Below are 22,270 nucleotides of genomic sequence, written 5' to 3'. Positions count from 1 at the left end.
CCGGTCCCTCTTCTTACTCGGCCGGCGTGGCGTCGGCGTCAGCCTTGCCATAATGCGCGTTGAAGTCTTCTTCGATGGTTTCCGGCTGGGCATCGGGTTTTTCGATAACACCCAGGATCGGCAGGATCACGAAGAAATAGGCGAACCAGTAGGCGGACGCGATCAGCGAGAAAGTCGCATAAGGCTCTTCTGCGGGCATCGCACCCAGCCACATCAGGGCAAAGAAGTCGATGATCAGCAGGTAGAACCACCACTTGAACATCGGACGGTATTTGCCCGAACGCACGGTCGAGGTGTCCAGCCACGGGGCCAGCGCCATCGCCAGGATCGCACCGAACATCGCCAGAACACCAAAGAACTTGGCGTCGATGATGCCACCAGTGATGAAGCTGGCGAATTGCACAACCCAGACCTCACCGGTGAAGGCACGCAGGATCGCGTAGAACGGCAGGAAATACCATTCAGGCACGATGTGTGCAGGCGTGACCAGCGGGTTGGCCTCGATGTAGTTGTCCGGGTGGCCCAGATAGTTCGGCATGAAGCCGACAACCGCCCAGAACACGACCAGGATCACGGCAAGCGCAAACAGGTCCTTGATCACGAAATACGGCCAGAACGGCAGCGTGTCTTTCTCGGCCTCGGCTTTCGAACCACGGCGCACTTCAACACCCGTGGGGTTGTTGTTGCCGGTGGTGTGGAAGGCCCAGATATGCACGATCACCAGCGCCGCAATCACGAACGGCAGCAGATAGTGCAGCGAGAAAAAGCGATTCAGCGTGGCGTTATCCACCGCCGGTCCGCCCAGCAGCCAAGTCTGGATCGCGTCACCCACAAACGGGATCGCGCCAAACAGACCGGTAATCACGGTCGCACCCCAGAAGGACATCTGACCCCAGGGCAGAACATAGCCCATGAACGCGGTGCCCATCATCATCAGGTAGATCAGCATCCCGATGATCCACGTGATCTCACGCGGGGCTTTGTACGACCCGTAAAACAGGCCACGGAAGATGTGGATGTAAACCGCAACAAAGAACAGCGACGCGCCGTTCATGTGCAGGTAACGCAGCATATAACCGCCATTCACGTTGCGCATGATGTGCTCGATGCTGGCAAAGGCCAGATCAACATGCGGGGTGTAGTGCATCACCAGAACGATCCCGGTGACGATTTGCAGCGCCAGGCAAAACGCCAGGACGATGCCCCAGATCCACCACCAGTTCAGGTTCTTGGGGGTGGGGATCATGATGGTGTCGTAAATCAGGCCGACGATTGGCAGGCGGCTGTTCAGCCACTTCTCGCCGTTTGTCTTCGGCTCGTAATGATCGTGGGGAATTCCGGACATCTGGGTCTCCCTTAGCCGAGTTTGATGGTGCTGTTGTCCGTCCACTCAGCGGGCGGGACAGGCAGGTTTTCAGGCGCGGGGCCTTTGCGGATACGACCGGCAAGGTCGTAGTGCGAACCGTGGCAGGGGCAGAACCAACCGCCAAAGTCACCGGCATCGCCCAGCGGCACACAGCCAAGGTGTGTACAGACGCCCATCTGAACCAGCCACGCACCGGGTGCCTCGCCCTCCGGCGAGGGCATCACGCGGTTTGCGTCCGTCGCTGGCGCATCGGCCGGTTGGTTGAAGTTGCGTGCCAGCGGATCGGGCAGCGAATCAACGCCTTCGGCGTCCTGTTCCTTCGCCTCTTGGATCTCGGCACCGGTACGGTGACGGATAAAGACGGGTTTACCCAGCCACTTGACAGTCAGCTGTGTCCCCGGCTCAACGCCGCTTACGTCCACACGGATCGAGGACAGCGCCTGAACGTCTGCCGAGGGGTTCATTTGGTTGATCAGGGGCCATACGGCTGCACCCGTCGCAACGACACCTGCGCCGCCAGCGACGTAGTAGAGGAAATCTCTGCGGGTGCCTTCGTGGTCTTCTGCGTGGGACACGAGGTTTTCTCCGATTCCGGCGCCCGGAGGATACCGGGCAAACATGCATCAGCACCGCATCAAAGCGGCGTCTCATCGCGGCTATCTAGCCGGGAGAAATCGGTTCGTCCAGCGGTCATAGGCGCGCACTACGCCGCATCTGGGCATTCATGTCACAACGTAACCCTGAATTTTCAAGCCTCGGGGGGATTTTTGGCAGGATTCCCGCTGATCGTCGCGCGTTCGTCGAAATGTGATTCGGATCAGCAGGATGCGGTGACAACCGATGTGCACAAGGGTACCAGATCCGCTGCACCCCGCGTCGAATTGCAAAGTTTAGGTCAGAATTAGCCAAAAAAATTCTACTTTTGCGTGATTTCGATCGCCGTAAATATCAGATCAAAAATAGATATTCTCAAAATCCTTGAAACGCATCATTTCGATTGCACTTTTAACGCGAATGCATAAAGGCGCAGGGAAAAGCCACCGTTAACAGGACGCCTTTCATGCCAAACCTATCTGTACCCATTCTGACCTTTGCGCTGCTTGCGTCGACTCAGGCCTTAGCTGCCGGTGACCCGGCGCGGGGCGAGACACTCTATTTTCGCTGTTCGTCCTGTCACGCGATAATCAAGGGCGGCGAAGTTCTGGTCAAAGGTGGCATCACGGGGCCGAATCTCTATGGCGTTGTCGGCCGGGCAGCAGGAACCGAGAACGATTACCTGAACGGAAGCGAACGGCTACCCGTTGGTCTTTTCACCGATGACATGATCCGATCTGGTCAGGAAGGCTTGATCTGGACCGAAGAGAACATCGCAGCCTACTCCAAAGACCCGATCGGTTTCATTCAGGATTTCCTGAACGACGAAAAAGCGCGCCCCAACATGAGCATCAAGCTGAAGGAAGGTGCTGAAGATATCGCGGCCTATCTCGCGACTTTCTCCAACTAACCCCTGGTCTGGTCACGCGTCGCGCATCAGCGTGGCCAGCCATCCCAACTCGACGCCGAGCCCGCCTTCAACCCGTTCAGCCGCCGCTTCGCGCGCCTCGTCGGGTTTGTTCTGGTTCAGCTTCCAGGTTCCCTGAATATCGTCGACATACATCCGGCAGGGCACGATCATCCTTAGCATGCGATCCAGCGCATCGGGCGACATCTTGTCAGCGGTCCATGCGGGCTTGGGTAAAAGCCGCTCTTCATAAAAGGCCGATTGTCGGTCCAAAAGACCCCGCAACTCGGCCTGAGGGCGCTTTTCAATCCGCCCAGTCAGATGCACGGCGACATAGTTCCATGTAGGAACCTGATCTGCCAGACCGTACCAATCCGGAGAAATATACCCATCCGGCCCGGATACCGCGATACGCCCAGCGCGCGGGGCGGTTAGGGTGCGCAGGATCGGATTCGACCGCACCAAATGCAGTTCGACCATTGAACCATCGGAACTCAGCAAAAACGGCACATGGCTGATCAGGGGTGCGTCATCAGTGGACAGCGCCAAAACCCCAAAGGCCCGGTCACGGGCAAAGTTGATGTGGCGGGTACGGTCTTCGGCGCGGAAAGCCGGATTTGGGTGCATGGCATCTCTCCTGACGGAACGACTTGCAGATTCGCTTGGTCCTTGGCAAGGTTTGCCTCGTTCTCAGGGCGGGGCGGAATTCCCCACCGGCGGTATGCGGGCCATGACCCGTAAGCCCGCGAGCGGCCCCGGAATCTTCGGGGTGACAAGCAGATCTGGTGAGAAACCAGAGCCGACGGTTACAGTCCGGATGGAAGAGAACGTGCAGCGCGCCAATTGGCGCGGCTGCTCGTGATCGCCTTGGGTGACGTGTCTGTTTACGAAGGAGATCACAATGACACACACCCGCTATGCTTTCGTCAAAGCCAACTGGCATTCCGATATTGTCGATCAAGCGCTGGAAGGATTCCAACAGCTTATCCCCGCTGATCAGATTGACGTCTTCGACGTGCCCGGCGCGTTCGAGATGCCGTTGCTGGCCCGCGACCTGGCCCAAACCGGCAAATATGCCGCCATCGCCTGCGCCGCTTTCGTGGTGGATGGCGGTATCTACCGACACGACTTCGTGGCGCAAGCCGCAGTCGACGGCCTCATGCGCGCCGGGCTGGACACGGGCGTTCCTGTCCTGTCAGTCTCGCTGACGCCGCACCAATATCAGGAAACCGACCACCATAATGCGATCTACCGCGCGCATTTCGTGGAAAAGGGCCGCGAGGCAGCGCAAGCCGCGCTCAAAATCAGTAAAACCCGCGCTGCACTTTTAGAACCGGCCTGACCCTTCTTCTGTTCAAAAATACTTCGGGGGAATCGCGGCTTGCCGCGATGGGGGCAGCGCCCCCTCCCCGCGCTCCAAACGCAAATCCGCTTGAGGCCCAAGGCTCTCCCCGCTAATCACAACCCTAAAAGGAGCACGCCCCATGTCGATGAACAGCTTTGGACACCTCTTCCGCGTCACCACCTGGGGTGAAAGCCATGGCCCCGCATTGGGGGCGACAGTGGACGGGTGCCCTCCCGGGGTCACCATTGACGAAACTATTATCCAGCACTGGCTGGACAAGCGGAAGCCGGGGCAGAACAAATTCACCACGCAAAGGCGCGAGCCGGATCAAGTGAAAATCCTGTCCGGCGTGTTCGAAGGCCAAACCACTGGAACGCCCGTACAGTTGATGATCGAGAATACCGATCAACGCTCCAAGGACTACGGCGACATCATGGACAAGTTCCGTCCGGGTCACGCCGATATCACCTATTGGCAGAAATACGGCATCCGCGACTATCGCGGCGGTGGGCGCAGCTCGGCTCGCGAAACCGCATCGCGGGTCGCGGCCGGAGGGCTGGCGCGCGAGGCGATCAAACAGATCGCGCCCAACGTGCAGATCACCGGCTACATGACCCAGATCGGCCCGCACAAAATCGACCGTACCAATTTCGACTGGTCGCAGATTGAACAGAACCCGTTCTGGACCCCCGATGCCCAAGCTGCTGACGATTGGGCAGCCTATCTGGACGATCTGCGCAAGTCCGGCAACTCGGTCGGTGCAATTGTCGAGGTGGTGGCGCGCGGCGTTCCCGCTGGGATCGGCGCACCGGTTTATGCCAAGTTAGACACTGATCTGGCCGCCGCGATGATGTCGATCAACGCCGTCAAAGGGGTCGAGATCGGCGAGGGTATGGCCGCCGCCGAACTGACGGGTGAGGCCAATGCCGATGAGATCTTCATGGGTCAGAACGGCCCGCAATACAGTTCAAACCACGCGGGCGGCATATTGGGCGGCATCTCGACCGGGCAGGACATCGTGGTGCGGTTTGCAGTCAAACCCACTTCGTCGATCCTGACCACGCGCAAGACGATCACCAAGTCGGGCGAAGAGACCGAAATCATCACCAAGGGCCGCCACGACCCCTGTGTCGGCATCCGTGCGGTGCCTGTGGGCGAGGCGATGATGGCCTGCGTGATCCTGGACCATTTACTTCTGCATCGCGGTCAGATTGGCGAGAACCGTGGACATATCGGCTGATCTGCGCCACCGGTTGCGCGGCATTGTCGTGCAACGCATGGAGACCGACCCGGCGCATGATCTGGCGCATCTGGACCGTGTCTGGGTGAACGCGCAGGCCATTTCGGACGAAACAACCAATATGCGCGTCCTGCTGGCGGCCAGCTATTTGCACGATCTGGTCAACCTGCCCAAGAACGACCCGGATCGCCACCTTGCGTCCCGTCGGTCCGCTGAAGAATCAGAGCCTATACTGGACAATTTCGGCTATACGCCCGAGGAAATCAAAGCCACGCGACACGCCATTGCAGCCCATAGTTTTTCCGCAAATATCCCCCCTGAAACCGCAGAAGCCTGTATTCTGCGCGACGCCGACAGGCTGGATGCGCTGGGGGCCATCGGTGTTGCGCGCAACTTCTCGGTTTCAGGCGCGTTGGGGCGGTCACTCTACGATCCGGCAGATCCATTTGCAGAATCCCGGTCACTGGATGATCTGCATTTCTCGGTCGACCACTGGAAGGTCAAGTTACTGAAACTTCCGGCAGATATGCTGACGAAACGCGGCAAGGCCCTTGCCCGAAAACGGGCCGAACGTATGATCCGCTTCCTGACCGAATTCGCCGAGGAAATCGGCCATCCGCTTCCGTCGGACTGGTCGCAACTAAATTCCACACGTTGATCTTTGCCCGCCAAAGGCGCAGGGTCGCGCCGATGGCTGACCCCCTAACGTCAAACAAACCACTTCTGGCTGTGGCGCTGAAACTCAGCGCCCTGGTTCTGTTCACGTCGATGCAGGCCCTGGTCAAAGCCTTGTCTGACACCTTCCCACCCGGAGAAATGGTGTTTTTTCGCTCGCTCTTTGCCGTGCCGGTCATCATAGGCTGGCTGGCCTGGCGCGGAGAGCTTTCGCAAGGCCTTGTGGTAAAAAAGCCCATGGGCCACTTCTGGCGCGGTGTTTTGGGCACCAGCGCCATGGGGCTGACCTTTACCGGCCTCAGTCTGCTGCCTTTGCCCGAAGTTACAGCCATTGGCTACGCCACGCCGATCTTCACCCTGATTCTGGCTGCAATCATGCTGGGGGAACGCATTCGCATGATCCGTATCGGCGCCGTGGCTTTGGGACTGCTGGGGGTTCTGATCATGATCTGGCCGCGTCTGGGCGGCAACAACATGGACACGGCCGCCACAATCGGGGCGCTGTGCGTGTTGGCGTCGACCATGGCGCGGGCCTTTGTGCAAATACATATCCGACAATTAGTTCAAGTGGACCATCCTGCGGCAGTCGTCTTCTATTTCTCGCTGACGGCTACCCTTCTGTCTGCGTTAACCGCCTTTTGGGGGTGGACGATGCCAACGCTGGAACAGACTCTAATACTGGTCGTTATGGGCCTAACCGGCGGGGTCGCGCAGATTCTGGTGACCACGTCCTACAAGTTCGGACAGGCCTCAATGCTTGCGCCCTATGACTATACCACGATGCTATTTGCCGTATTGATCGGGTATATCTGGTTCGATGAACTGCCGACGCTGGTAATGCTGGGCGGGGCCGCACTTGTGATCGCCGGTAATGTGGTTGTCATCTTGCGCGAGCGCCAACTTGGGATTGGACGCGAAAAGGCGCGTCAGGCGACAGATCCCAAAGCCTGATCTTTACCTTTTTAGAACTTCACCTAATTTGGGGCCAACACCAAATAAGGGTCCCAAGATGAGCGACGCAGAAGATCACAAGGAAAAGATGCAAAAGGTGCAGGCAAAGCACCGCAAAAAGGTGTCCGAGGCCGTCGATCCCGGGCGCGGCTTGGTGCTGATCAACACAGGCAAAGGCAAAGGCAAGTCATCTGCCGCCTTCGGAGTTGTCATCCGCGCGCTCGGATGGGGTCAGAAAGTCGCCGTGGTGCAATTTATCAAGGGAAAGTGGAAAACCGGCGAGCGTCGCTTTTTTGAAGAGCGCGATTTGGTGACATGGCACACAATGGGTGAGGGCTTTACCTGGGATACGCAAGATCGTGAACGCGACATCGCTGCTGCCAATGCCGCGTTTGACAAGGCACGGGCGCTGATGGCCAGCGGTGACTATGACCTTGTGGTTCTGGACGAAATCAACATCGCCTTGCGGTATGAATATTTGTCAGTCGAGCAAGTGATTGATGGGCTGAACTCGCGATCAGACAAGACCAGCGTATTTCTGACTGGCCGGGACGCACCGCAAGCCCTGCGCGACTATGCCGATCTGGTGACGGAAATGACCGAAGAAAAACACCCGTTCCAAGCTGGGATAAAAGCCCAGCGCGGCGTGGATTTCTGAGGATTAGAACCGCATTGCAGCCCCCGACCACTGCCCGGGGGAATGCAAGGTTTCGATCAGATCGCTTTGGGCTTGGGGTTCAGCGTGACGAACCACAGTTCAGCATCAGAGCGAATTGATCGAACGCTCACTTGCAACACCGCCCAACCAAAGGGGCGATCTGCACCAGACCTCTAACCGTGGGCAAAGAAAAACCCCCGCAGTAGCGAGGGTTTTGGTTCTTTCAGGTTTTTCAGATCACGCGCGTACAAGCGACTCGTAATCCTGTGCAATCTCACGCGTGATATCACCGACTTCGAACGTGTAGTCGCCGATCTGACCAACCGGGGTGACCTCGGCGGCTGTGCCCGTCAGCCAGCATTGTTCAAAATCAGCCATCTCTTCGGGCATGATGTGGCGTTCGTGAACCTTGATGCCCTTGTCTTTCAGCATCTGGATCACGGTCTGACGAGTGATGCCGTTCAGGAAGCAATCGGCCAACGGTGTGTGAACCTCGCCATCTTTGACGAAAAACACGTTGGCACCGGTCGCTTCGGCGACATAGCCCCGGTAATCCATGAACAGTGCGTCCGAACAGCCCTTGGCCTCGGCCTTGTGCTTGGAGATGGTGCAGATCATGTACAGACCCGCAGCCTTGGCGTGAACCGGGATGGTTTCGGGGCTGGGGCGTTTCCATTCAGCGATATCCAGCTTGGCACCCTGCATCTTGGCATCGCCGTAATATGCCCCCCATGGCCACACAGCCACGGCCATACGTACTGGGTTCTTGGCCGATGCCACGCCCATGTCATCACCTGACCCGCGCCAGACCAGCGCCCGGATATAGGCGTCCTGCAACCCGCTGGCTTTCAACGCCTCTTCCTTTGCGGCTTCGATCTGATCGACCGTATACGGCATCGGGATATCCAGCGCCTCGGCCGAGGCGATCAGACGTTCCGAATGCTCACGGCTTTTGAAAATCTTACCGTTATAGGCACGCTCACCTTCAAAGACGGACGAGGCGTAGTGCATTGCATGTGTCAGGATGTGGACCTTGGCATCGCGCCATGGCACCAGTTCACCATCCAACCAGATGACACCGTCACGATCGTCATACCCCGCCATGCGCAACCTCCTGAATCGGGCTTGGTTTTTCAATTATTGCGCTAATTAAGTCCGAAGCGGACATAATGTTGCGCAAAAACTGCGATTCGATACCTGTCCACTCTTGGAATGTCAATAACGCTGACATAAACTCGGCCTTGAGTAACCAATGAGGCATGATATGTCCGACACCCGTCCCGCCCAGGTCTTTGGCGGTGAAAGCCTGTTGTTTCTGACGGATGAACAACTGCGGCAGGGTATCGAAGCCATGTTCTTCGCCTATCGCGGATTCACAGCGGACCCGGACCGCATCCTGTCAGAGCTGGCCTATGGCCGCGCGCATCACCGGGCCATCCACTTTATCAACCGAGCACCGGGGACGACCGTAAATAACCTGCTGGCGATTCTCGGTGTTACCAAACAGTCCTTGAACCGCGTCCTGCGCACCCTGATTGACGACGGCCTGGTGGAAAGTCGCGTTGGAACAGTGGACAAACGTGAAAGACACCTATTCTTAACCGATAAGGGAGAGGAGCTGGAGGCCAGATTGTCCGAAGCCCAACGCGTACGGATGCGCGCCGCCTATAAGGACGCCGGCCCCGAGGCCGTTTCAGGTTTTCGCAAAGTGCTTGAAGCGATGATGGATGCTGATATGCGTCATGCCTATAAGAAACTGCGGGATACCACCTCATGAGCGATATGGACGCCCATCTGCTGATTGTTGACGATGACGAGCGCATTCGTGATCTGCTCAAGAAGTTTTTGATGCGGAACGGTTTTCTTGTCACAGCCGCGCGGAACGCCGCCCATGCGAGGCGGGTCTTGTCAGGCCTGGATTTCGACATGATCGTTCTGGATGTCATGATGCCCGGAGAAGACGGCGTCAGCCTGACCAAGGCGCTGCGAGAGACACACGCAACCCCGATCCTGCTGTTGACGGCGCGCGGTGAAACCGAACACCGGATTGCGGGGCTTGAGGCCGGGGCCGACGACTATCTGGCCAAACCGTTCGAGCCGAAGGAGCTGTTGTTGCGCATCAACGCAATTTTGCGGCGGATGCCCGAAACACATGCACAGGAAACGGCAAGCAAAATCCTGATCCTTGGGCCGATCCGGTACGACGTGGAGCGCGGAGAGATGTGGCAGGGCGAAGACCCAGTTCGTCTGACCGCAACCGAAAGCCAGTTGATGAAGATTTTCTCGGCGCAGCCCGGAGAACCCATAAGCCGCGCCAAGCTGGTCGAAGATCTGGGCCGCGACAAGGGGCAGGCACAGGAACGCGCGGTGGATGTTCAGATCACACGTCTGCGACGCAAGATCGAACAGGACCCAAAGCAACCCCGCTATCTGCAGACAGTCCGTGGGGCGGGTTATATGTTGGCCCCGGATTGATTTTGCCGCTGCGCGGCGATTTTATGCCTTCGGCGAGGATATTTTTAGCCTGATGAAGACTGCTCTTTTGACCCACGCGGATTGCCTTGAACATATGACCCCGGACGGACATCCCGAACGGGTCGCGCGGCTTGAGCATGTTCTTCATGCGCTGGAATCGCTGGATTTGGACCGAAGGACGTCTCCGCTTGCCGCGGATGATGACCTGCTGCGCATTCACCCCGAAAGCCACATACGGAGTATCCGCAGCAGCCGCCCGACTGAAGGATACAGGCAGATTGACGGCGACACTTTCATGTCTCCGGGATCGGTGGATGCGGCGTATCGTGCAGCGGGTGCTGTCGTTCGGGCGGTCGACCTTGTTCTGGGCGGTGACTCTCCGAATGCATTTTGCGCAATCCGTCCGCCGGGGCACCACGCCGAGTCCGAGACGGCGATGGGGTTTTGTCTGTTCGGCAATGCGGCGCTGGCTGCCAAACATGCGCTGGATCACCACAGGTTGAAACGCGTGGCAGTGGTAGATTTCGATGTGCACCACGGAAATGGCACGCAGGACTTACTGTGGGATGAGGCGCGTGCTTTGGTCATAACCAGCCAGCAGATGCCGTTGTGGCCCGGTACGGGACGTCCTGATGAAACCGGAGCCTACGATACGGTTTTGAATATTCCGCTGCCGCCTCGGTCCGGCGGAGCAGAGATGCGCGCAGCCTACGAAGCCCAAGCCTTCCCGCGGCTACGGGCATTCAAGCCAGAACTGATCATCATCTCGGCGGGTTTCGATGCGCATCAGGATGATCCTTTGGCAGAGCTTAACTGGTCGACCAGCGATTTTGCGTGGATCACGGCCGAGCTGTGCAAGATCGCTGATGAGTGTTGTAACGGGCGTATCGTCTCGACTCTGGAAGGCGGGTATGATCTGAACGCACTGGCCGAGGCCACACGTGCCCATGTGGAAGAATTGATGAAGGCAGCCCGATGACCGATACCCCTGTAGATCAGATGACATTTGAGCAAGCGATGAAAGAGCTTGAGGCCGTTGTTGGTCAACTTGAACGAGGCGATGTGGCGTTGGATCAGTCCATTGCCCTGTATGAGCGCGGTGCCGCCTTGAAAAAGCGCTGCGAGGACGAATTGAAGCGGGCTGAAGAAAAGGTGGCCGCGATCACGCTGGATGCGGACGGTCAACCAACCGGGACGACTCCTGTCGAAGGCCTGTAAATGTTTCAGGACATTCTGGCACGGGATGCCGCGCGGATTCAGAAGCAGTTCGATCTGGTTCTGGGCGGGCTGGATGATCTGGATGTGACCCATGCGATGGCGTATGCCACCGAAGGCGGCAAGAGGCTGCGTGGATTTCTTGTTCTGGAAAGCGCGCGGCTGCACGGTGTGGACCCGGCGCAGGCCATTTGGCCCGCAACGGGGATAGAAACGCTGCACGCCTATTCGCTGGTTCACGATGATCTACCTTGCATGGATGACGATGATCTGCGCCGGGGGCGTCCGACGGTCCATGTGAAATGGGATGAGGGAACGGCGGTTTTGGCCGGGGATGCATTGCAGACGCTAGCATTTGAGCTGTGCGCCCGACCCGAGGTCGGATCGGCCGAGGCTCGCGCAGAATTGGTACTGACTTTGGCCAAGGCAAGCGGTGTGCAGGGCATGGTGCTGGGTCAGGCGCTTGACATTGCTGCGGAAACCGCGAAATCGCCATTATCGCTGGATCAGATTACCCGGCTTCAGGCTGGCAAGACCGGTGCGTTGATTGAATGGTCGGCCTGCGCCGGTGCGCGTTTGGCTGGCGCGGATCCCGAACCCCTGCGCCGATACGCGCGGGATCTTGGACTTGCTTTTCAGATCGCTGACGACATCTTGGATATTGAAGGAGACGCGGCAATCGCCGGAAAGCGTCTTCAAAAGGATACAGAGGCAGGCAAGGCAACTTTTGTGTCGCTGCTGGGTCTGGATACCGCCAAAAGCCGGGCGGCCGAGCTGGTGGATCGGGCCTGCGACGCACTTGAAGGCTATGGGTCAACCGCGGAAACCTTGAAGGACGCCGCGCGCTTCGTTATTGCCCGGGACAGCTAAGCCAGGAACGCGCCAAATGTCAGATCGCCCGAACACGCCCTTGCTGGACCTCGTGAGCCGCCCCGCGGACCTGAAGCAGTTCTCGGACGCGCAGCTACGTCAGGTTGCGGATGAACTGCGAGCGGAAACGATCTCGGCCGTTTCGGTCACGGGCGGGCATTTGGGTGCAGGGCTGGGTGTGGTGGAACTGACCACAGCGCTGCACGCCGTGTTCGATACACCGCGCGACAAGATCATCTGGGACGTTGGGCATCAGTGCTATCCGCATAAAATCCTGACCGAACGGCGCGACCGCATCCGTACTTTGCGCATGAAAGACGGGTTGAGCGGCTTCACCAAGCGCAGCGAAAGCCCATATGACCCGTTTGGCGCGGCGCATAGCTCGACCTCGATCAGTGCGGCACTCGGGTTCTCGGTCGCGCGCGATCTGGGCGGTGTCACGCCCGAAGGATTGGGCGACGCGATCGCCGTGATCGGCGACGGTTCGATGTCGGCGGGCATGGCGTTCGAGGCGATGAACAACGCGGGCCACCTTAAGAAACGCCTGATCCTGATCCTCAACGACAACGAGATGAGCATCGCCCCCCCGGTCGGCGCGCTGTCCAATTACCTGTCCCGAATTTATGCCGAGGCTCCGTTTCACGATCTGAAAGCGGCGGCAAAAGGTGCAGTTTCTCTGCTGCCAGAGCCTTTCCGCGAGGGCGCGAAACGAGCCAAGGAAATGCTCAAGGGCATGGCAGTCGGCGGCACCTTGTTCGAGGAGTTGGGGTTTTCCTATATCGGCCCGCTTGATGGTCACGATATGGACCAGTTGCTGCCAGTTCTACGCACGGTCAAAGCGCGCGCGACTGGCCCGATCCTGATCCATGTGCTGACCAAAAAGGGCAAGGGATACGCTCCGGCAGAGCAAGCCCGCGACAAGGGCCATGCAACGGCCAAGTTTGATGTCGTGACCGGAAAACAGAAGAAAGCACCGTCAAACGCGCCGTCTTATACCTCGGTCTTTGGCAACACGCTGGTGGATGAGGCCGCGCGGGACGACAAGATCGTTGCCGTCACTGCCGCGATGCCGGATGGAACCGGCCTGAACCTGTTTGCCGAACGCTACCCCTCGCGCTGCTTTGACGTGGCGATAGCCGAACAGCACGGCGTAACCTTTGCTGCCGCGCTGGCTGCAGGCGGGATGAAGCCCTTCTGCGCGATGTATTCGACTTTTTTGCAGCGCGGTTATGACCAGGTCGTGCATGACGTGGCCATTCAGCGCCTTCCGGTGCGGTTCGCGATTGACCGGGCGGGCCTTGTAGGGGCAGACGGGGCGACCCATGCAGGGTCATTCGACATTGCCTACCTCGCCAATCTTCCCGGTATGACGGTCATGGCCGCCGCGGACGAAGCCGAACTGGTGCACATGGTTGCCACGGCAGCGGCTCATGACGACGGGCCAATCGCATTCCGCTATCCGCGTGGTGAAGGGGTCGGGGTTGACCTGCCTGAACGGGGCGAGGTTCTGGAAATCGGCAAAGGACGTATGATCCAAAAAGGGGCGCGGGTGGCGCTGTTGTCATTCGGCACCCGATTGGCCGAAGTGCAAAAAGCGGCTGAGGCTTTGTCAGCGCGCGGGATCACACCGACAATTGCGGACGCCCGGTTTGCCAAGCCTTTGGACCGTGACCTTATCCTGGACCTTGCGGCCAATCACGAGGCGCTGATCACCATCGAAGAGGGTGCGATTGGCGGTTTCGGCTCTCATGTGGCGCAGTTGCTGGCCGACGAAGGCGTCTTCGATCACGGCCTGAAATATCGGTCGATGGTTCTGCCTGATATTTTCATTGATCAGGCAAGCCCGGCGGATATGTATGCCGTGGCGGGAATGAACGCGGAACAGATCGAAGCCAAGGTGCTTTCGGTGCTGGGCGTCACCACAATCGGTGAAAAGCGCGCCTAATCGGGCCAATCGGCAGAGCAAAAACCGGAGCTTTCGGGCCCCGGTTCAATTCAACCGCGAGGCGTCAGTAAATCTGACCTCCTCGCGTAGAAACTTCTAATCAGCTTGCGGGTTCGCCCAGCGCGTTCATCAGCGTGCCCAGATTGTGCTGGAACATAGCAAGGTAGCTGGTCGCTGGGCCTCCCCGCTCGGACAGCGCATCGGAAAACAGGCGGCCACCGATGACAATGCCGGTCTCGTCCGAGATTTGCTGAACCAGAGCGGGGCTGGTGATGTTTTCCACGAACAGAGCGGCTGCACCTTCGGCCTTCAGTTGGTCGATCAGGATGGCCAGATCTTTTGCGGATGGTTCCGCCTCGGTGTCGATCCCGACAGGGGCCAGGAAGGTCAGGCCATAGGCATCAGCCAGATATCCGAACGCATCATGCGCGGTCACGACGGTGCGGCGGTCCGCAGGCAAATCTGCCAACTTGGATTTGGTCTCTGCGTCCAGCGCCTCAAGCTCTGCGATATAGGCGTCAGCATTGGCCGCGATCTGATCCGCGTGCTCAGGCATCGCAGCTTTCAACACATCCGCGACATTGGTCACATAGACCACCCCGTTCGACAATGAGTTCCACGCATGCGGGTCGATTTCGCCGTCGACCTTGACCGGAGTAATCCCATCGGTGGCGACGTGTACCGTGGCATCAGTACCCGATTCTGAAATGAGCGTGTCGGACCATGTTTCAAAGCCCAGACCGTTGACAAAGATGATGTCTGCCTTGGCGACAGCTTTGGCGTCGGCGACCGAGGGCTGATAGACATGCGCGTCTGCATCGGGGCCAACGATCGTCGTCACGTTGGCCAGATCGCCAACGACCTCTTCAACCATGTCCCCGAGGATCGAGAAACTGGCGACAATCTGGACGTCGTCCTCACCTGCAATGGCCGGAAATGCGACCAACGCAAACGAAGCCGAGGCGATGCCGGCATAGAGCGATTTTATAAGAGTCATTGTGCTTTCTCTTCTTGTTGAATCTGAGCAACGGGAATGTCGTTGGACACGACTGGTTTGCGGGCTCTTTTGCCAAAACCAAGTGGGCCGAAGATGGCCGAGACTAGGAAAATTCCGCCCGCGACCAGAACAATGGCCGGTCCGGACGGGGTCTCTGGGAACAGGTAAGACAGGGTCAGCCCGATCCAGCAACTGGACAGCGCAAAAACGAAGCCCAGAACCAACTGAGCTGTAATCGTACTGGCCCAGTATCGTGCCGCTGTTGCGGGCAGGATCATCAGACCAACGGCCATCAGCGTGCCCAAAGTCTTGAATGCGGCCAGCAGGTTCAGCACCAGCAGCAGCATGAACCCCTGATCCACCAGCCAAGGCCGCCGCGTTTGAGTTTCAAAGAAAACCGGGTCGCAGGTGCTGACAATCAAAGGCCGCAGAAGGAAGGCAAAGGCCACCAGCGTTACGGTCGCCACACCGCCCACCAGCAGCATCGACGCGTCGTCGATCCCAAGGATCGAGCCAAACAGGAAGCTTTTCAACGGAACAGCCGACCCCGCCGCAGACAGAATGAATATCCCAACCGCCAGCGCGATCAGATAGAGCGACGCAAGGCTGGCGTCGCTGCGCAGGATCGTTCTGCGCGCCAACAACGCCGTCAGCATTGCGACACCGACGCCCGCGATCAGACCGCCCACCAGCAATGACATGACTGACAGGCCAGCGGTCACGAAACCAATGACAATGCCCGGTGTGATCGCATGCGCCATCGCCTCGCCCGCCAGCGACAGACGCCGCAGAACAAGAAACGCCCCGACCGGAGCAACCGAAGCCGACAAGACGGTCGTGACCACGAAAGCACGGCGCATAAAGGCGAAGCCCCACATTTCGCTGAGCAGTTCAAACATGCGCGGGCTCCTGCGGTTTTGGGCTGGACCGGAACATCCAGGACGCCTGACTTTCGGACAGATACCCCTGCGCCACCAAACGGTCCGGCGTCAGTACATCATCCACCGGGCCATGCGTGGCCTCTTGCCCGCCAAGCAACAGGGCGTGGCTGCAATGGTCCAGCACCGAAGACAGGTCGTGCACCACCAACACGACTGAGCGTCCCTCGTCACGCCAGCGGTGAATAATCGACAGCAGATGCGCCTCGGTGCTTTGGTCAACGGCTGCAAATGGCTCGTCCAGCAGGATCAGCGGTGCGTCCTGCATAATGACACGCGCGAACAGGGCGCGCTGCAACTGCCCACCTGACAGCATGTGAATTGGGCGGTCAGCGATATCAAGAACACCGGCCTCGTCCAGCGCAGCGGTCATTCGGTCACGTGCCGCATTGTCCAGCCCCGACCGAAATCCAAACTCGCGCCAGGCACCCATTGCCGCCAAGTCCCGCACGCGAATTGGGAAACGCCGGTCAAATTCTGTCATTTGTGCCAAGTAACCGATTTCGCGCGGGCGGCCCTTGGGCCAATTCAGGCTGCCCGACAGCGGGTCCATCAAGCCCAATAACATTTTCACAAACGTGCTTTTACCTGACCCGTTGGCACCTAACACAGCCAAGGTTGTTCCCGCCTCGATATCCATCGTCAGTCGGCGAAACAACGTCAGTTCGCGGTACCCAAGCGTCACATCGCGGATTTGCAGAACGGCCGTCATCAGATCACCATGTAAATCGCAAGCCACAACAGCGCAGACAGCACCAAGGCACCCGCGACCAGAACCGGCACGCTGAGCTCGGTCAGGCAGCGTCCGCGTTGGCCCACGGCATAATTCGAACGGCGCGTCATGGGGTTGCCTCGCAGGGCATAAGGCAAGCGTAATCAGACAGCGTCAAGGCGGCGATGTCCCTGCACATTCTGCAGGGCCTGAACTGACAGTAATGCAATGACATGCGCATCGCCTCCTTCATTCAGACGGGGGACAAGCGAGTACAAGACAACGGGCGGCACAACCGCTTGAAACATTGTCATCTCCCTCTGGGACACCCCGCCCAGGTTCTTAAATATTCGGATGGCAGGTCTCCTGACTTACGGGTCTACGCTTTCCCGATCCTTCCCAGACAAATGCCCAGTGGACGATCTCGGGTCGCTCACCGCCTACAGTTGCGGGGGCAGTCACGGACTTGACCCATTTGACCGGGTCGCACCGTATTCCCTTTTATCCCTTCCCGCAAACAGCGGTCGGGAACCATCCCGGCGACAAAATAGGAACCGGGTCGATTCGGCAAGGGTCCACACCCGGCCTTGGCAGTTGTACGCCGCTGCGCGGGGCGCGACAAAAGGAAGCCCGACCCCAAGACCACATGCGCTCTGAACAGAGGTTAAATGCGAGAATAAACGCCATGTTGCGGTTTTCCTTTGGCATTGCCTCTCAACTTCGACCCTTCCGGCCAAGGTTGAACACCTGATCTTGAAGCAGTTTCGACTAATGAAGGGCAAGACAGCGATCCAACTTGTCGAATCGTTTTTCTGAAACAGACGTTGAGACCCACTATATCTGAGTGTTCGGTATGCACTACCGCGGTTTGCGCTGTTACGATGCCCCGCGATTACCCAATTGCTAATCCTGACCGCAGCCCGGACCGAATTTATCAAAGTCGAAAACGCAACCGGCACCAAGAAAAATGGCTGAAAGCCTTGATCCCAAATCCTAATTTGCATCGAAATTGAGAGGAGTGGTGCCTCAAGAGGGACTCGAACCCCCGACCTTGTCCTTACGAAGGACCTGCTCTACCAGCTGAGCTATTGAGGCAAACGCAGGACCGTTTAAACGGTCCCAAAGTGGCGTGCAAGTCTTGATCTGCCGGATTTCCTCCACCGAACAGGTGCTGCGCTTTCCAGCTTCAATTGTGAATTATTTGTAACAGCGTGGATCACGCGTTGCCGACTCATTCATAATTCAATATTTCATGAAATATGATAGATCAGATAACCGACCAACTTGCCATTCTTGGCCACCCGCAGCGCATCTCCGTGTTTCGCATGTTGATGCGACGATTTCCTGACACCGTCCCGGCAGGTGAGTTGGCAACGGAACTGGGGATCAAGGCCAGCACCTTGTCGAACTACCTGAACGCACTTCAGCGGTCGGGTCTGGTGATGCAGGAACGGGCGGGAACCTCTCTGCTCTATTCGATTGAAATGAAGAATGTGCAGCACATGCTGGAATTCCTGCTGAACGACTGCTGCCGTGGACGACCTGATATCTGTATGCCTTCAACACAAGGAACCAGGAAAATGACGGATCGGAAATTCAACGTACTTTTTCTGTGTGTGGGAAATTCCGCCCGCTCGATCTTTGCTGAATCCCTTCTGCGGACGTTGGGCGGGGATCGGTTCAACGTCTATTCCGCGGGCACGCAACCTACGTCGAAACTCAACCCCTTTGCCGTTCAGGTGCTGAGCGATAGGGGGCACGATACATCAGGCCTGCGCTCGAAACATATGTCCGAGTTCGCCACAGACGATGCGCCCGAGATGGATTTCGTCTTTACGGTCTGCAATCAGGCCGCCAACGAAGAATGCCCCGCTTGGGAAGGTCAGCCCATCAGTGGCCACTGGGGTATGGTCGACCCGGTCAAGACAACCGGCACAGAGGCCGAGCAAAGCCTCGCCTTCCAAAACGCATATGGTGCGCTGAAACGGCGGATCGAAGCGTTCACCTCGTTGCCGGTCGAAAGCCTGGATCGGATCGCATTGCAAACTGCCGTCGACGATATCGGCAGAACCCACGTCGAGGACACGAAATGACCACTTACGCGGTAAACGGCCTCGGCCGGATGGGAAAACTGGCCCTGAAACCCCTGCTGGAGAAGGGTGCCAAGATCGCCTGGATCAACGACGGGGTCGGTAACCCCGAGATGCACGCGCATCTGCTGGAGTTCGACACGGTGCATGGCCGTTGGGATGCCGAATTTACCTACGACGCGGACAGCGTTACGATCAATGGCACCCGCCTGCCGTTCATTGGCACCAAAGACCTGTCCGACCTGCCGCTGGACGGTGTGGATGTGGTGATCGATTGCACCGGCGTGTTCAAAACGCAGGCCAAGCTGGCCCCTTATTTCGAGGCGGGGGTGAAGAAGGTTGTTGTCTCGGCCCCGGTCAAGGATGGGCCTACCGCCAATATCGTGATGGGCGTGAATGAGGGCACCTATAACCCTGCTATGCATCACATCGTGACGGCTGCGTCCTGCACCACGAACTGTCTGGCCCCGGTCGTTAAGGTCATCCACGAAAATCTGGGTATCCGCCATGGCTCGATGACCACGATCCACGATGTGACCAACACCCAAACCATCGTGGACCGCCCCGCCAAAGACCTGCGGCGTGCGCGGTCGGCGCTGAATTCGCTGATCCCGACCACCACCGGGTCCGCCACGGCGATCACGCTGATCTATCCCGAACTGAAGGGCCGATTGAACGGCCACGCGGTGCGGGTGCCGCTGCTAAATGCCTCGCTTACCGACTGCGTGTTCGAGGTTGAACGCGAAACTACCACTGAAGAAGTTAACACCTTCTTCAAAGCTGCCGCCGAGGGCGAACTAAGGGGCATTCTGGGCTATGAGACCCGGCCGCTGGTCTCAACCGATTACACCAATGACGAGCGGTCTTCGATTGTCGACGCGCCTTCGACCATGGTGGTGAACGGAACGCAGGTGAAAATCTATGCGTGGTATGACAACGAGATGGGCTATGCGCATCGTCTGGTTGATGTGGCGCTGATGGTCGGGGCCGCGCTGTGACCGACCGGCCCGAAGGACTGTCGGCCTATATTGCGGTCACGGCAGCTTATTGGGCTTTCATGCTGACCGACGGAGCTCTGCGGATGCTGGTGCTATTGCACTTTCATACGATGGGGTTCTCGCCGGTGCAGCTGGCGTATTTGTTCGTCCTTTACGAAATCGCCGGGATAGTCACGAACCTGGCGGCCGGTTGGATCGCGGCGCGGTTCGGCCTGACCTCAACGCTGTATGCAGGGCTTGCGCTACAGGTCGGGGCGCTGCTGGTGTTGGCGCACCTAGACCCTAACTGGGCAATTCCGGTCAAAGTCGTCTTTGTGATGATCGTTCAGGGCGCCAGCGGGGTAGCCAAGGATCTGGCCAAGATGTCATCCAAATCCGCCGTGAAACTGCTGGCCCCAACAACGGGCGGAGGACTGTTTCGCTGGGTCGCCATTCTGACCGGATCGAAAAACGCGGTCAAAGGTTTGGGCTTTCTGCTGGGGGCCGGTCTGCTGGCAACGGTGGGCTTCATGTGGGCGACGCTGGCGATGGCCATTGTGCTGGCACTCATTCTGGTTGCGGTCTTTGTGTTGATGCCACCCGGCCTGCCGCAAGGACGCAAGGGCGCCAAGTTTTCCGAGGTCTTTTCCAAATCCGCAAATGTAAACTGGCTGTCTGCAGCACGTGTCTTTCTGTTCGGCGCGCGGGATGTGTGGTTCGTGGTTGGTATTCCGATTTATTTCTACGCGGTCCTGTCCGACGGGACCGAAGAAGGAAACCGCGCGGCCTTTTTCATGATCGGCACCTTCATGGCCGTCTGGGTTATCCTATACGGAGCAGTTCAGGCCAGCGCGCCCAAAATTCTGCACGCGTCCGAGCGGACCGAGGGCGACCTGATCCGGGCAGCCCGCAATTGGGCTTCGGCCCTGTTCTGTGTCCCGGCTGCATTGACGGTGGCTGTCCTGATGTCGTCGGGGCCTGAGGCATGGCTGACCGTGACACTGGTTCTTGGCTTACTGGTGTTCGGGGCGATATTTGCGGTCAATTCCTCGCTGCATTCCTACCTGATCCTTGCCTTCACCAAGTCCGAACGGGTCACGATGGATGTCGGGTTTTATTACATGGCAAACGCGACGGGCCGTTTGCTGGGCACTGTCCTGTCCGGCCTGACCTATCAGATCGGCGGCCTTCCACTGGTGCTGGGAACTGCTGCTATTATGGTAGCCTTGGCGGCGCTGACCTCAAGCAAGCTCACCGATCAAACGAATGAGGCGTACTCTTGAGCATTTTCGAACGCTACCTGACTGTTTGGGTCGCCCTGGCCATGATCGCAGGCGTGCTGATCGGGCTGGCAGCCCCCGGTCTGGTGGCATTTATCGCATCGGCTGAGTTCGCCAGCGTCAATCTTGTGGTGGCCGTTCTGATCTGGGCCATGGTCTATCCGATGATGGTCAGCGTCGATTTCGGCGCTGTCGCTGGGGTCGCCCGTCAGCCCAAGGGCCTTATCGTCACGCTGGTGGTCAACTGGCTGGTCAAGCCGTTCACAATGGCTTTGCTGGCAGTCTTGTTCTTTGACCACGTATTCGCGCCGTGGATCAAACCAGAAGACGCCGCGCAATACACCGCTGGTCTGATCCTGCTGGGCGCGGCCCCTTGTACGGCGATGGTGTTTGTCTGGTCTCAGCTTACCAAAGGGGATGCGACCTATACACTTGTGCAGGTCTCAGTGAACGACCTGATTATGGTCGTGGCCTTTGCCCCGATCGTCGCGTTCCTGTTGGGGGTTACCGACATCTCGGTCCCGTGGCAGACCTTGGTTCTGGCAACGGTTCTCTACGTGGTGCTGCCCCTGATTGTCGGTCTGCTCACACGGCGCAAACTGGGCTCGCAAGAGGCCATTGACGCGTTCTCAGCTCGGGTAAAACCGTGGTCCGTGCTGGGTCTGATCACCACAGTGGTCATCCTGTTCGGCCTGCAGGGGCAAACCATTCTGGTCAAGCCGCTGGTGATTGTGCTGATCGCCGTGCCCATTCTGATCCAAAGCTACGGCATATTTGCGCTAGCCTATGGTGCGGCCTATGCGTTGAAGGTGCCCCATCGCATCGCTGCCCCCTGCGCCATGATCGGCACATCCAACTTCTTTGAACTGGCCGTCGCCGTCGCCATCAGCCTGTTCGGGCTGAACTCGGGCGCGGCCTTGGCAACCGTTGTGGGTGTTCTGGTTGAGGTACCGGTAATGCTGTCACTCGTGGCTTTTGCAAACCGCACGCGCAACCGGTTTCCGGATCCGGCGGTCCCGCACAAGGCATGACCCC

Annotated in this window: 24 protein-coding genes, 1 tRNA gene and 2 riboswitches; of the genes, 16 read left to right on the top strand and 9 right to left on the bottom strand. The window is 58.4% G+C overall.

Annotated elements, in window-relative coordinates:
• Positions 1-13 precede the first annotated feature (13 nt).
• On the bottom strand, positions 14-1,345 hold the full coding sequence (gene petB, locus ACT2B1_RS02020; RefSeq protein WP_170387948.1) for a cytochrome b: 1,332 nt from the start codon (positions 1,343-1,345) through the stop codon (positions 14-16).
• Positions 1,346-1,356: 11 nt separating this feature from the next.
• The gene (petA, locus tag ACT2B1_RS02015) at positions 1,357-1,941 is read right to left on the bottom strand and encodes a ubiquinol-cytochrome c reductase iron-sulfur subunit (RefSeq protein WP_171124003.1); all 585 of its coding nucleotides are present in this window, start codon (positions 1,939-1,941) and stop codon (positions 1,357-1,359) included.
• 485 nt (positions 1,942-2,426) lie between these two features.
• Between petA and ACT2B1_RS02010 the strand changes: the two genes are divergently transcribed.
• The gene (locus ACT2B1_RS02010; protein WP_171240254.1) at positions 2,427-2,870 is read left to right on the top strand and encodes a c-type cytochrome; all 444 of its coding nucleotides are present in this window, start codon (positions 2,427-2,429) and stop codon (positions 2,868-2,870) included.
• Between the two features lie 12 nt (positions 2,871-2,882).
• Here the strand turns inward: ACT2B1_RS02010 and ACT2B1_RS02005 are convergent, their stop codons facing one another.
• Complete coding sequence (locus tag ACT2B1_RS02005) at positions 2,883-3,494, bottom strand: FMN-binding negative transcriptional regulator (protein ID WP_171123999.1); 612 nt, start codon at positions 3,492-3,494, stop codon at positions 2,883-2,885.
• 55 nt (positions 3,495-3,549) lie between these two features.
• Positions 3,550-3,700, top strand: a riboswitch (FMN riboswitch).
• A gap of 68 nt (positions 3,701-3,768) precedes the next feature.
• Between ACT2B1_RS02005 and ACT2B1_RS02000 the strand changes: the two genes are divergently transcribed.
• From ACT2B1_RS02000 to cobO, 5 genes are all read left to right on the top strand, one after another.
• Complete coding sequence (locus tag ACT2B1_RS02000) at positions 3,769-4,209, top strand: 6,7-dimethyl-8-ribityllumazine synthase (RefSeq protein WP_481668472.1); 441 nt, start codon at positions 3,769-3,771, stop codon at positions 4,207-4,209.
• A gap of 142 nt (positions 4,210-4,351) precedes the next feature.
• Positions 4,352-5,452 carry a chorismate synthase gene (gene aroC, locus ACT2B1_RS01995; RefSeq protein WP_481668471.1) on the top strand — a complete coding sequence of 367 codons (1,101 nt, stop codon included), beginning with the start codon at positions 4,352-4,354 and terminating at the stop codon, positions 5,450-5,452.
• Entirely contained in the window at positions 5,436-6,110 is a 675-nt protein-coding gene (locus ACT2B1_RS01990) for an HD domain-containing protein (protein WP_171240252.1), read from the top strand. The genes aroC and ACT2B1_RS01990 overlap by 17 nt, the downstream gene beginning before the upstream one ends.
• A gap of 32 nt (positions 6,111-6,142) precedes the next feature.
• Entirely contained in the window at positions 6,143-7,078 is a 936-nt protein-coding gene (locus ACT2B1_RS01985; RefSeq protein ID WP_171240251.1) for a DMT family transporter, read from the top strand.
• Between the two features lie 58 nt (positions 7,079-7,136).
• Positions 7,137-7,736: a cob(I)yrinic acid a,c-diamide adenosyltransferase gene (cobO, locus tag ACT2B1_RS01980; RefSeq protein WP_481668470.1), complete on the top strand. Its 600-nt coding sequence runs from the start codon at positions 7,137-7,139 to the stop codon at positions 7,734-7,736.
• A 237-nt stretch (positions 7,737-7,973) separates the two neighbouring features.
• Here the strand turns inward: cobO and ACT2B1_RS01975 are convergent, their stop codons facing one another.
• Positions 7,974-8,840, bottom strand: coding sequence for a branched-chain amino acid aminotransferase (locus tag ACT2B1_RS01975; protein WP_171212054.1), 867 nt, complete (start codon positions 8,838-8,840; stop codon positions 7,974-7,976).
• Positions 8,841-9,000: 160 nt separating this feature from the next.
• Here ACT2B1_RS01975 and ACT2B1_RS01970 point away from each other — a divergent pair, with 160 nt between their 5' ends.
• The 6 genes from ACT2B1_RS01970 to dxs are packed head-to-tail and all read left to right on the top strand — an operon-like array spanning position 9,001 to position 14,241.
• Positions 9,001-9,513 (top strand): MarR family winged helix-turn-helix transcriptional regulator, encoded by a 513-nt coding sequence (locus tag ACT2B1_RS01970; protein ID WP_171123984.1) that lies wholly within the window; start codon positions 9,001-9,003, stop codon positions 9,511-9,513.
• Positions 9,510-10,211 carry a response regulator gene (locus tag ACT2B1_RS01965; protein ID WP_481668469.1) on the top strand — a complete coding sequence of 234 codons (702 nt, stop codon included), beginning with the start codon at positions 9,510-9,512 and terminating at the stop codon, positions 10,209-10,211. The genes ACT2B1_RS01970 and ACT2B1_RS01965 overlap by 4 nt, the downstream gene beginning before the upstream one ends.
• 52 nt (positions 10,212-10,263) lie before the next feature.
• On the top strand, positions 10,264-11,190 hold the full coding sequence (locus ACT2B1_RS01960) for a histone deacetylase family protein (RefSeq protein ID WP_481668468.1): 927 nt from the start codon (positions 10,264-10,266) through the stop codon (positions 11,188-11,190).
• Positions 11,187-11,429 (top strand): exodeoxyribonuclease VII small subunit, encoded by a 243-nt coding sequence (locus ACT2B1_RS01955; RefSeq protein WP_171123978.1) that lies wholly within the window; start codon positions 11,187-11,189, stop codon positions 11,427-11,429. The genes ACT2B1_RS01960 and ACT2B1_RS01955 overlap by 4 nt, the downstream gene beginning before the upstream one ends.
• Positions 11,430-12,296: a polyprenyl synthetase family protein gene (locus tag ACT2B1_RS01950; protein WP_171124238.1), complete on the top strand. Its 867-nt coding sequence runs from the start codon at positions 11,430-11,432 to the stop codon at positions 12,294-12,296. It begins immediately after the preceding gene.
• Between the two features lie 16 nt (positions 12,297-12,312).
• A complete protein-coding gene (gene dxs / locus ACT2B1_RS01945) occupies positions 12,313-14,241 on the top strand; it encodes a 1-deoxy-D-xylulose-5-phosphate synthase (RefSeq protein ID WP_171240246.1) in 1,929 nt (642 codons plus the stop codon).
• 100 nt (positions 14,242-14,341) lie between these two features.
• Here dxs and ACT2B1_RS01940 read toward each other — a convergent pair whose 3' ends face one another.
• From ACT2B1_RS01940 to ACT2B1_RS01920, 5 genes are all read right to left on the bottom strand, one after another.
• Entirely contained in the window at positions 14,342-15,238 is an 897-nt protein-coding gene (locus tag ACT2B1_RS01940) for a metal ABC transporter solute-binding protein, Zn/Mn family (protein ID WP_171240245.1), read from the bottom strand.
• Positions 15,235-16,137, bottom strand: coding sequence for a metal ABC transporter permease (locus tag ACT2B1_RS01935; RefSeq protein WP_217350996.1), 903 nt, complete (start codon positions 16,135-16,137; stop codon positions 15,235-15,237). Before ACT2B1_RS01935 ends, ACT2B1_RS01940 begins: the two co-directional genes overlap by 4 nt.
• Complete coding sequence (locus tag ACT2B1_RS01930; protein ID WP_481668467.1) at positions 16,130-16,888, bottom strand: metal ABC transporter ATP-binding protein; 759 nt, start codon at positions 16,886-16,888, stop codon at positions 16,130-16,132. Before ACT2B1_RS01930 ends, ACT2B1_RS01935 begins: the two co-directional genes overlap by 8 nt.
• Positions 16,888-17,019, bottom strand: coding sequence for a hypothetical protein (locus ACT2B1_RS01925; RefSeq protein WP_256367674.1), 132 nt, complete (start codon positions 17,017-17,019; stop codon positions 16,888-16,890). The genes ACT2B1_RS01930 and ACT2B1_RS01925 overlap by 1 nt, the downstream gene beginning before the upstream one ends.
• A 208-nt stretch (positions 17,020-17,227) precedes the next feature.
• Positions 17,228-17,439: riboswitch (cobalamin riboswitch) on the bottom strand.
• Between the two features lie 468 nt (positions 17,440-17,907).
• Positions 17,908-17,983: transfer RNA gene (locus tag ACT2B1_RS01920), tRNA-Thr, on the bottom strand.
• A 164-nt stretch (positions 17,984-18,147) separates the two neighbouring features.
• Between ACT2B1_RS01920 and ACT2B1_RS01915 the strand changes: the two genes are divergently transcribed.
• Genes ACT2B1_RS01915 through arsB form a run of 4 tightly spaced genes read left to right on the top strand, consistent with a single transcriptional unit; the run spans position 18,148 to position 22,266 of the window.
• Positions 18,148-18,981 carry an arsenate reductase/protein-tyrosine-phosphatase family protein gene (locus ACT2B1_RS01915; RefSeq protein ID WP_481668466.1) on the top strand — a complete coding sequence of 278 codons (834 nt, stop codon included), beginning with the start codon at positions 18,148-18,150 and terminating at the stop codon, positions 18,979-18,981.
• The gene (locus ACT2B1_RS01910; RefSeq protein WP_171240388.1) at positions 18,978-19,976 is read left to right on the top strand and encodes an ArsJ-associated glyceraldehyde-3-phosphate dehydrogenase; all 999 of its coding nucleotides are present in this window, start codon (positions 18,978-18,980) and stop codon (positions 19,974-19,976) included. The genes ACT2B1_RS01915 and ACT2B1_RS01910 overlap by 4 nt, the downstream gene beginning before the upstream one ends.
• Positions 19,973-21,238 carry an organoarsenical effux MFS transporter ArsJ gene (arsJ, locus tag ACT2B1_RS01905; protein ID WP_481668465.1) on the top strand — a complete coding sequence of 422 codons (1,266 nt, stop codon included), beginning with the start codon at positions 19,973-19,975 and terminating at the stop codon, positions 21,236-21,238. The genes ACT2B1_RS01910 and arsJ overlap by 4 nt, the downstream gene beginning before the upstream one ends.
• Positions 21,239-21,279: 41 nt before the next feature.
• A complete protein-coding gene (gene arsB / locus ACT2B1_RS01900; RefSeq protein ID WP_254449223.1) occupies positions 21,280-22,266 on the top strand; it encodes an ACR3 family arsenite efflux transporter in 987 nt (328 codons plus the stop codon).
• Positions 22,267-22,270 lie beyond the last annotated feature (4 nt).

This window comes from Ruegeria sp. S263, assembly GCF_056780525.1.
The sequence above is the reverse complement of the archived record's forward strand: the minus strand, read 5'-3'. Positions and strand labels throughout refer to the sequence as shown.

Bases quoted from the DNA above. Each gene is read 5' to 3' on its own strand.
- ACT2B1_RS01935 (WP_217350996.1), bottom strand. From the start codon at position 16,137: ATGTTTGAACTGCTCAGCGAAATGTGGGGCTTCGCCTTTATGCGCCGT.
- ACT2B1_RS01955 (WP_171123978.1), top strand. From the start codon at position 11,187: ATGACCGATACCCCTGTAGATCAGATGACATTTGAGCAAGCGATGAAA.
- ACT2B1_RS01930 (WP_481668467.1), bottom strand. From the start codon at position 16,888: ATGACGGCCGTTCTGCAAATCCGCGATGTGACGCTTGGGTACCGCGAA.
- ACT2B1_RS02000 (WP_481668472.1), top strand. From the start codon at position 3,769: ATGACACACACCCGCTATGCTTTCGTCAAAGCCAACTGGCATTCCGAT.
- ACT2B1_RS02005 (WP_171123999.1), bottom strand. From the start codon at position 3,494: ATGCACCCAAATCCGGCTTTCCGCGCCGAAGACCGTACCCGCCACATC.
- ACT2B1_RS01950 (WP_171124238.1), top strand. From the start codon at position 11,430: ATGTTTCAGGACATTCTGGCACGGGATGCCGCGCGGATTCAGAAGCAG.
- ACT2B1_RS01910 (WP_171240388.1), top strand. From the start codon at position 18,978: ATGACCACTTACGCGGTAAACGGCCTCGGCCGGATGGGAAAACTGGCC.
- ACT2B1_RS01985 (WP_171240251.1), top strand. From the start codon at position 6,143: ATGGCTGACCCCCTAACGTCAAACAAACCACTTCTGGCTGTGGCGCTG.
- ACT2B1_RS01970 (WP_171123984.1), top strand. From the start codon at position 9,001: ATGTCCGACACCCGTCCCGCCCAGGTCTTTGGCGGTGAAAGCCTGTTG.
- arsB (WP_254449223.1), top strand. From the start codon at position 21,280: ATGATCGCAGGCGTGCTGATCGGGCTGGCAGCCCCCGGTCTGGTGGCA.
- ACT2B1_RS01925 (WP_256367674.1), bottom strand. From the start codon at position 17,019: ATGACGCGCCGTTCGAATTATGCCGTGGGCCAACGCGGACGCTGCCTG.
- aroC (WP_481668471.1), top strand. From the start codon at position 4,352: ATGTCGATGAACAGCTTTGGACACCTCTTCCGCGTCACCACCTGGGGT.
- petB (WP_170387948.1), bottom strand. From the start codon at position 1,345: ATGTCCGGAATTCCCCACGATCATTACGAGCCGAAGACAAACGGCGAG.
- ACT2B1_RS01940 (WP_171240245.1), bottom strand. From the start codon at position 15,238: ATGACTCTTATAAAATCGCTCTATGCCGGCATCGCCTCGGCTTCGTTT.
- ACT2B1_RS01965 (WP_481668469.1), top strand. From the start codon at position 9,510: ATGAGCGATATGGACGCCCATCTGCTGATTGTTGACGATGACGAGCGC.
- ACT2B1_RS01960 (WP_481668468.1), top strand. From the start codon at position 10,264: ATGAAGACTGCTCTTTTGACCCACGCGGATTGCCTTGAACATATGACC.
- ACT2B1_RS01915 (WP_481668466.1), top strand. From the start codon at position 18,148: ATGATAGATCAGATAACCGACCAACTTGCCATTCTTGGCCACCCGCAG.
- cobO (WP_481668470.1), top strand. From the start codon at position 7,137: ATGAGCGACGCAGAAGATCACAAGGAAAAGATGCAAAAGGTGCAGGCA.
- ACT2B1_RS02010 (WP_171240254.1), top strand. From the start codon at position 2,427: ATGCCAAACCTATCTGTACCCATTCTGACCTTTGCGCTGCTTGCGTCG.
- dxs (WP_171240246.1), top strand. From the start codon at position 12,313: ATGTCAGATCGCCCGAACACGCCCTTGCTGGACCTCGTGAGCCGCCCC.
- ACT2B1_RS01975 (WP_171212054.1), bottom strand. From the start codon at position 8,840: ATGGCGGGGTATGACGATCGTGACGGTGTCATCTGGTTGGATGGTGAA.